The 8,226-nt window shown below is 70.7% G+C and carries 7 protein-coding genes and 1 pseudogene; 6 read left to right on the top strand and 2 right to left on the bottom strand.

Annotation, left to right across the window (positions count from 1 at the left end):
• Nucleotides 1-778: pseudogene (locus tag B7767_RS25050) on the bottom strand (PucR family transcriptional regulator); the annotation flags it as partial.
• 138 nt (nt 779-916) lie between these two features.
• On the opposite strand from B7767_RS25050, the gene B7767_RS25045 reads away from it, so the two are divergent.
• The 5 genes from B7767_RS25045 to B7767_RS25030 all read left to right on the top strand — a co-directional run bounded on the left by B7767_RS25045 (nt 917) and on the right by B7767_RS25030 (nt 6,394).
• Complete coding sequence (locus B7767_RS25045; protein WP_085574177.1) at nt 917-1,843, top strand: proline dehydrogenase family protein; 927 nt, start codon at nt 917-919, stop codon at nt 1,841-1,843.
• 34 nt (nt 1,844-1,877) lie between these two features.
• Nucleotides 1,878-3,509, top strand: coding sequence for an L-glutamate gamma-semialdehyde dehydrogenase (gene pruA, locus B7767_RS25040; protein ID WP_085574176.1), 1,632 nt, complete (start codon nt 1,878-1,880; stop codon nt 3,507-3,509).
• A gap of 303 nt (nt 3,510-3,812) precedes the next feature.
• Nucleotides 3,813-3,944, top strand: coding sequence for a hypothetical protein (locus B7767_RS48320; protein WP_106982032.1), 132 nt, complete (start codon nt 3,813-3,815; stop codon nt 3,942-3,944).
• A gap of 67 nt (nt 3,945-4,011) precedes the next feature.
• Nucleotides 4,012-5,055 carry a 3-isopropylmalate dehydrogenase gene (locus B7767_RS25035; protein ID WP_073936422.1) on the top strand — a complete coding sequence of 348 codons (1,044 nt, stop codon included), beginning with the start codon at nt 4,012-4,014 and terminating at the stop codon, nt 5,053-5,055.
• A 250-nt stretch (nt 5,056-5,305) separates the two neighbouring features.
• Nucleotides 5,306-6,394, top strand: coding sequence for a branched-chain amino acid aminotransferase (locus B7767_RS25030; RefSeq protein WP_085574175.1), 1,089 nt, complete (start codon nt 5,306-5,308; stop codon nt 6,392-6,394).
• A 67-nt stretch (nt 6,395-6,461) separates the two neighbouring features.
• On the opposite strand, the gene B7767_RS25025 is transcribed toward B7767_RS25030, so the two are convergent.
• Nucleotides 6,462-7,973 (bottom strand): cytosine permease, encoded by a 1,512-nt coding sequence (locus B7767_RS25025; RefSeq protein WP_085574174.1) that lies wholly within the window; start codon nt 7,971-7,973, stop codon nt 6,462-6,464.
• A gap of 144 nt (nt 7,974-8,117) precedes the next feature.
• On the opposite strand from B7767_RS25025, the gene B7767_RS44900 reads away from it, so the two are divergent.
• On the top strand, nt 8,118-8,226 hold a 109-nt coding region (locus tag B7767_RS44900), incomplete at its 3' end, for an urease subunit gamma (RefSeq protein WP_179167273.1).

Below are 8,226 nucleotides of genomic sequence, written 5' to 3'. Positions count from 1 at the left end.
CGTCCGTCGAGCGCAACCGCAGCAGCAGGGCCAGGGACAGGCCGCCCCCCGCCGCCTCGAGGGCGCGGGAGGTTCCCCCGGTCCCCCACGGCAGGGTGCACAGCGCCGTGGCCCCCGGCACCGTGCGCACCGACGGGGCGTCGTCCGGGCCGGCGGAGGGCCAGGGGGCGACGCAGACCACCGTGTGCGGACCGTCGGCGCGGCCGCCCAGGGCGGTGCGCAGCTCGGCGACGGCCATCTCCCGCTGCCAGTCCCGTTCCGCCGTCAGCACCGCGCGCAGTTCCCGTGTGAGGTCGGCACCGTGCTGGGCCTCGTCCGCGAGCAGCGCGCCGATCCGCGCCGTCACCCGCATGGCCGCGTCCAGCTGCTGCTCCGAGGGGCCGGGGTCGTAGTCGAGCAGCCAGACATAACCGAGGACGACGCTCCGGTGCCGTACCGGCAGACAGACGCGTCCCCGGTGCACGCCCGCCTCCGGGGTGCGCGGGATGCGGACCGGGCCGGTCGCGCGCGTGATGCCGAAGCCCTCGAACCAGGCGCGGACGGCGGCCGTCGAACGGCGGGTCAGGATCGAGCGGGTGCGCACCGGGTCCAGCGCGGACGGATCGAGGTCGCCCTCGCTGTCGTACGCCCCGAAGGCGATCAGCTCGAAATCGCGGTTCTCCAGGGTCGCCGGAGCGCCCAGCAGCTCCGAGATCTCGTCCACCAGCTCCTGGTAGTCGTCCCTGTGTTCCGACGTCACCCGGGCATTCTGCCGCAAAATCCCGGAGCCTTCATACATCTGTCTGAGATCTGCGGCACGGATGCGTGACAGCTGTCGATGGCCCACGATCGGGGGCATCCGTAGGTTTCACGGTGGTTCTCCGTGCCGTGCCCGAATCGTCGGGCGACGGCCTCATGCAGCTTGTGGAGGTGCCCCGTGCTGGGTCCCGTGATTCTCGCCGCGTCGCGCAGCGACCGGATGCGACGCCTGATCTCGGCGGCCCCGGTGACCAAGCAGGTCGTCGACCGCTTCATCCCCGGGGAGACCGTCGACGAGGTCCTGCCGATCATCCAGGAGCTCACCGGCAACGGCCTGGAACTCACCATGGACGTCGTCGGCGAGGACATCACCACCCCCGAGCAGGCCGCCGCGGCCCGCGACGCGTACCTGGAGCTGATCGGCCGGCTGCGGCCGCTGGAGCTCGGCACCCGCGCGGAGATGTCCGTCAAGCTGTCGATGTTCGGCCAGGCGCTGGACGGCGGCCACGAGCTGGCCCTCGCCAACGTCCGCCCGGTCGTCGAGGCCGCCGCCGAGATCGGCACCACGGTCACGCTGGACGCCGAGGACCACACCACCCTCGACTCGATGTTCGCCATCCACGAGGAGCTGCGCAAGGACGTCCCGCAGACGGGCTGCGTCATCCAGGCCTACCTCTTCCGCACCGAGGAGGACGCGCGCCGCCTCGCCGCGGCCGGCAGTCGCGTACGGTTGGTGAAGGGCGCCTACAAGGAGCCCGCAGAGGTCGCCTACCAGCAGAAGCACGAGATCGACAAGGCGTACGTGCGCATCCTGCGGACACTGATGGAGGGCGAGGGCTACCCGATGATCGGGTCCCACGACCCGCGCCTGATCTCCATCACCCAGGAACTGGCCCGCACCGCCGGACGCAAGCTCGACGAGTACGAGTTCCAGATGCTCTACGGCATCCGCAGCGACGAGCACCTGCGACTGGCCGCCGAGGGCCACCGCATGCGCGTCTACACGGCCTACGGCACCGACTGGTACGGCTACTTCATGAGGCGGCTCGCGGAGAAGCCCGCCAACCTGCGGTTCTTCGCACGCAGCATGATCACCAAGGGCTGACCCACACCGCTCACGACAAGGAGTTACGCCACCCATGGACGCTGTGACCCAGGTCCCCACCCCCGTCAACGAGCCGGTGCACGGCTACGCCCCCGGTACGCCCGAGCGCGCCCGGCTGGAGGCCAAGCTCAAGGAGCTGGCCGACAACCCGATCGACCTGCCCTGCACCATCGGCGGTGAGAAGCGGATGGGCGGCGGCGAGCGCTTCGACGTCGTGCAGCCGCACAACCACAAGGCCCGCCTGGGCACCTACGCCAACGCCACCCGGCAGGACGCCCAGGACGCCATCGACGCGGCCCTCGCCGCCGCGCCCGCCTGGCGCGCGATGGCCTTCGACGACCGCGCGGCGATCATCCTGCGCGCCGCCGAACTGCTGGCCGGCCCCTGGCGCGAGACCATCGCCGCCTCCACCATGCTGGGCCAGTCCAAGACCGTCCAGCAGGCCGAGATCGACAGCCCCTGCGAGCTGGTCGACTTCTGGCGCTTCAACGTCCACTACGCGCGCGGCATCCTCGCCGAGCAGCCCCCGGCCAACTCCCCGGGCGTGTGGAACCGCCTCGACCACCGCCCGCTGGAGGGCTTCGTCTACGCGATCACGCCGTTCAACTTCAGCGCGATCGCCGCCAACCTGCCCACCGCGCCGGCCCTCATGGGCAACGTGGTGGTCTGGAAGCCGTCCCCCACCCAGACCCACGCCGCCGTGCTGCTCATGCGGCTCCTGGAGGAGGCCGGTCTGCCCAAGGGCGTCATCAACCTCGTCACCGGCGACGGCATCGAGGTCTCCGAGGTCGCCCTCGAGCACCGCGACCTCGCGGGCATCCACTTCACCGGCTCGACCAAGACCTTCCAGCACCTGTGGAAGACGGTCGGCAACAACATCGAGAAGTACCGCACCTACCCGCGCCTGGTCGGCGAGACCGGCGGCAAGGACTTCGTCGTCGCCCACCCGAGCGCCGACCCCGCGATCCTCAAGACCGCGCTGACCCGCGGTGCCTTCGAGTACCAGGGCCAGAAGTGCAGCGCCACCTCGCGCGCGTACATCCCGGCGTCGATCTGGAACTCCGGCTTCAAGGAGGAGTTCGCCGCCGAGGTCGACTACATCACCATGGGTGACGTCACCGACCTGTCGAACTTCATCGGCGCCGTCATCGACGAGCGGTCCTTCGCCAAGAACAAGGCCGCCATCGACCGCGCCAAGGAGGACCCGGCCTGCACGATCGTCGCGGGCGGCTCCTACGACGACTCGGTCGGGTACTTCGTCCGCCCGACCGTCATCGAGTGCACCGACCCGGAGAACGAGGTGTTCCGCACCGAGTACTTCGGCCCGATCCTCGCCGTGCACGTCTACGAGGACGACAAGTACGACGAGATGCTGACCCAGATGGAGTCGGTGTCCGACTACGCCCTCACCGGCTCGGTCATCTCGGGCGACCGCGCGGCGGCGGCGTACACGATGGAGAAGCTGCGCTACGCGGCCGGCAACTTCTACATCAACGACAAGTCGACCGGCGCCGTCGTCGGCCAGCAGCCCTTCGGCGGCGGCCGTGCCTCCGGCACCAACGACAAGGCCGGCGCCCCGCAGAACCTGATGCGCTGGACCCTGACCCGCGCCATCAAGGAGACGCTGGTCCCGCCGACCGACTACGGCTACCCGCACATGGGCTGACGCCCACCCCGACCCCGGACGGGCCAGGTCACCCCCCGACCTGGCCCGTTCGGTGTTTTCGCAGGTGGGAGCGGTGCGACCGGGTCCGCCGTCTCAGATAGTAGGAAGTCCGAGTAATTGTGCAGACAGACACGGTCCGCTCCTCTAGCTTTGTAGGAGCCGAACGACTCGCTCGATCGAGCGAACGGCGGTCGTGAGCCGGACCCCGCGCAGGCAACCCCTGCGGCCCGCCGCTCCCCGCCCCTTCCGGTGTCTCGCAACCCCCTTTCCGTACTCCACGTATGCCGAAGGAGTCGATGACCCATGGCCGAGACGACCGTCCGCCGCCGCGTCCGTCACACCTCCCGCACCAGCGAATCCGACCGCAAGAACGCCGCCGCCGCGCTCCAGCGCGCCCTCGACCGCAGGGACAACGGCGGCTCGACCGGCCACTGACACGCCGACGGCGTCCGCATGCCGGACACCGCATGTCATCCCGTGGGACGAGGAGTAGGGTGCCCGCATGTCTCGCAGCATCAATCTCGCAGTGATCCCCGGTGACGGCATCGGCCAGGAGGTCGTGGCCGAAGGTCTCAAGGTCCTCTCCGCCGTCCTTCCGCAGGATGTGAAGCTGGAGACCAAGGAGTACGACTTCGGCGCCAAGCGGTACCACGCCACCGGTGAGACCCTCACCGACGCCGACCTCGACGAGCTGAAGCGGCACGACGCCATCCTGCTCGGCGCCATCGGTGACCCGTCGGTCCCCTCCGGCGTCCTGGAGCGCGGCTTCCTGCTCAAGCTCCGCTTCGCCTTCGACCACCACGTCAACCTGCGCCCGTCGAAGCTCCTCCCGGGTGTCGCCACGCCGCTGGCCGGCCAGCCGGAGATCGACTTCGTCGTGGTGCGCGAGGGCACCGAGGGGCCGTACACGGGCAACGGCGGCACCATCAGGAAGGGCACGCCGCACGAGGTCGCCACCGAGGTGTCCGTCAACACGGCCTTCGGTGTCGAGCGCGTGGTCCGCGACGCCTTCGCCCGCGCCCAGGCCCGCCCCCGCAAGAAGCTCACGCTGGTCCACAAGAACAACGTGCTGACCTTCGCCGGCCACCTGTGGACGAACGTCTTCAACAAGGTGGCCGAGGAGTACCCCGAGGTCACCACCGACTACATCCACGTCGACGCCGCGACGATCTACCTCGTCACCGACCCGGCCCGCTTCGACGTCATCGTCACCGACAACCTCTTCGGCGACATCATCACCGACCTCGCCGCGGCCGTCTCCGGCGGCATCGGCGTCGCGGCCTCCGGCAACATCAACCCGGGCCGCGAGTACCCGTCCATGTTCGAGCCCGTGCACGGCTCGGCCCCGGACATCGCCGGTCAGGGCAAGGCCGACCCCAGCGCCACGGTCCTGTCCGTCGCCCTCCTGCTGCGCCACCTCGGCCACGACGCCGAGGCGGCCCGCATCGAGGACGCCGTCTCCGCCGACCTCGCGGAGCGCGGCGGCCTGCCCGCCCGCAGCACCTCGCAGATCGGCGACGCGCTCGCCGCACGAGTAGCCGGCTGACCCGGCGCCCTCCTCGAAAACATTCGAAGCCGCCGGGTCGCATCCGCACCCGGCGGCTTCCCCCTGTCCCCGCCGGGTGCCACCATCGACCACCGGGCCGCATTCACCCCGTTTCTTCCGCCGCCGCCTCCGGGCGATAATCGGACGCGGAGCCGCGGAATGAGGGAATGCTCGGACGTCCTAGTACTGGCCACCGGCCGTACGGGAGTGTGCGCGGCCCGTCACTACAACCGGTGAAGGACAACCACTCATGACGACGCCCACGATCGAGCTCAAGCCCTCGGCGCACCCGCTCTCGGACGCAGAGCGCGAGGCGATCCTGGCCAACCCCGGGTTCGGCCGCCACTTCACCGATCACATGGTGACGATCAAGTGGACCGAGGGCCGCGGCTGGCACGACGGCCAGCTCGTCCCGTACGCGCCGATCTCCCTCGACCCCGCGACCACCGTCCTGCACTACGCACAGGAGATCTTCGAGGGCCTCAAGGCGTACCGGCAGCCCGACGGTTCCGTCGCCACCTTCCGCCCCGAGAAGAACGCCGAGCGCTTCCAGCGTTCCGCCAAGCGCCTCGCGATGCCCGAGCTGCCCGTCGAGACCTTCATCGAGGCGTGCGACGCCCTCGTCGCCCAGGACCGGGCGTGGGTGCCGGCGCACGGTGGCGAGGAGTCCCTCTACCTGCGCCCGTTCATGATCGCGACCGAGGTCGGGCTGGGTGTGAAGCCCGCCAACGAGTACCTGTTCCTGGTCATCGCCTCCCCGGCCGGCGCCTACTTCCCGGGCGGCGTGAAGCCCGTCTCCATCTGGGTCTCGGAGGACCGCGTCCGTGCCGTCCCCGGCGGCATGGGCGACGCCAAGACCGGCGGCAACTACGCGGCCTCCCTGCTCGCCCAGGCCGAGGCCGCCGCCAAGGGCTGCGACCAGGTCTGCTACCTCGACGCGGTCGAGCACCGGTGGGTCGAGGAACTGGGCGGGATGAACCTGTACTTCGTGTACGGCGACAAGATCGTCACTCCCGCCCTCAGCGGCTCCATCCTGGAGGGCGTCACCCGTGACTCCCTGCTGGGCGTCGCCCGCGACCTCGGCTACGAGGCCGTCGAGGAGCGCGTCTCCGCCGAGCAGTGGCAGCGCGACTCGGAGAACGGCACCCTCACCGAGGTCTTCGCCTGCGGTACGGCGGCCGTCATCACCCCGGTCGGCACGGTCAAGCGGGCCGGCGCCGAGTGGCGGCAGAGCGGCGGCGGGCCGGGCGAGGTCACCCTCCGCCTGCGCCGGGCGCTGCTGGACATCCAGCGGGGTACGGTTGAGGACAAGCACGGCTGGATGCACCGGCTGGCGTAGGGCACCGGCGTCGGCGGGCCACCGGGGGCCCCGGCTTCGCCCCCGGGGCCCCCGGCCCCCTGCCCACCTACTGTTCGACTCGGTCCGTCAAGGTGCGTGCCTCGTCGGGGAATTCGCCCCCGTGCCTCCTCCCGGCCCGAACGGCCTCGTCCTCGACCGCCGGGCGGGTCACGGGGGTCGTCGTACCCCGGCGCCTTCCGGCGGTGCCGGGGGCCGACATCACGTACGCCGTGCCTCCCACCACCCCCGACAGCAGGAAGCTCGCGTCCACCCCGCCCGTGAGCGTCACCAGCGGGCCCTCGTACGACGGCAGGGACACCGCCAGCACGCCGACGACCGCGCCGAGCGCCCAGGAGGCCGTGGCCGGGATGTTCCAGCCGGCGGTGTACCAGTAGATCCCGCCCCGTGCGCGGCGGTTGAAGACCTGGAGCGCGTCGGCGTCGTACACCCCGCCGCAGCGGACGAAGCCGATCAGCGTGATCACCGCCCACGGTGTGCCGATCGCGGTGAGCAGCAGCACGAACGACGTCATCGCGTCCTGGGCCGTCGACAGGTAGTGCCCGGTGAACACGCAGACCGTGGCGACCACGGCGACGACGTACGTGGCCGTCGCACGGGAGGCGCGCGGCACGATGGCGTCCAGGTCGAGGCCCATCGAGTAGAGCATCAGACCCGCGTTGCCGACCGAGCCCGCGGAGGCGGCCAGCAGCAGCGGCACCAGGTACCAGCCGGGAGCGGCGTCGACCAGCGGACCGGCGTAGTCCAGCGCGGCGCGCGCCGCGTACGCCGTGAAGGTGCCGAACAACTGCGGCACCAGCAGACCCAGCATCAGCCCCAGCCAGGTCGCGCGCAGCACCCGGCGGGAGGAGAAGCGGGCGGGGGAGACGTAGCGGGTGTAGTCGCCGAGCAGGGTGATGAAGGCGATCGGCCCGGAGAGCCCGGCCGCCACCGCGGACAGCAGCCAGGTCGGCCAGTACCCGCCCAGCAGGTAGCCGCCGGCCTCCGGCAGCGCGGCGGTGGTGAAGTCGGGCGCGTAGGCGATCACCCCCAGGACCAGCAGGGCCGTCATGCCGAACGCCAGCACCCGCGACATCGCGAGCAGCACCCGGTAGCCGTAGACCGCGCCCGCCACGGTCGCCGCGGCGAGCAGCGCGTAGACGACGGTGTAGGACGCCTCGCCGGACGGCAGTCCTACCAGCCGTTCGAGCACGCCCACCATCACGTCCCCGCCGATCCACACGGTCAGCGCGGTGTACCCGAGCGCCAGCAGCAGCCCGACCACCGAGCCCACCAGCCGCCCGCGCACGCCGAACTGGGCGCCGGAGGAGGTGGACAGATTGGTCGCCGTGCGCAGCGAGACCAGCGCCAGCGGGGCGGTGAACAGTGTGCCGACGACCGTGCCCGCGATCACCGAGCTCACCGACGACCACCAGTCCAGTCCGAAGGACGGCGGCAGCCAGCCGAAGACGATCACGCCCAGACAGAGGTTGGACCCCAGCAGGATCGAGACGAGGTCCCGCGGCCCGCTGGTGCGTTCCGCCTCGGGGACGGTGTCGACTCCGCGCTGTTCCATCAGCATGACTGGTCTCCTCCGAACGGCCGCATGGTGTTAGAGCGACGTTCAATGTGACGGCTGGCAGTGGTCGCCGTCAACGGTTCCGTTGCGGGAATTCCACGTTTAGAGTGATGCTCTAAACCAGGGAAGGTGAGGAGGTGTCGCGTCGTGAGACTGACCCCCACGGAACGTGACCGGCTGCTGATCTTCGGGGCCGCCGAGCTGGCCCGGGCCCGCCGGGCCAGGGGGCTGCGGCTGAACGTCCCCGAGGCGACGG

This window comes from Streptomyces sp. 13-12-16 (assembly GCF_002114215.1).
Taxonomy (GTDB): domain Bacteria; phylum Actinomycetota; class Actinomycetes; order Streptomycetales; family Streptomycetaceae; genus Streptomyces.
The sequence above is the reverse complement of the archived record's forward strand: the minus strand, read 5'-3'. Positions and strand labels throughout refer to the sequence as shown.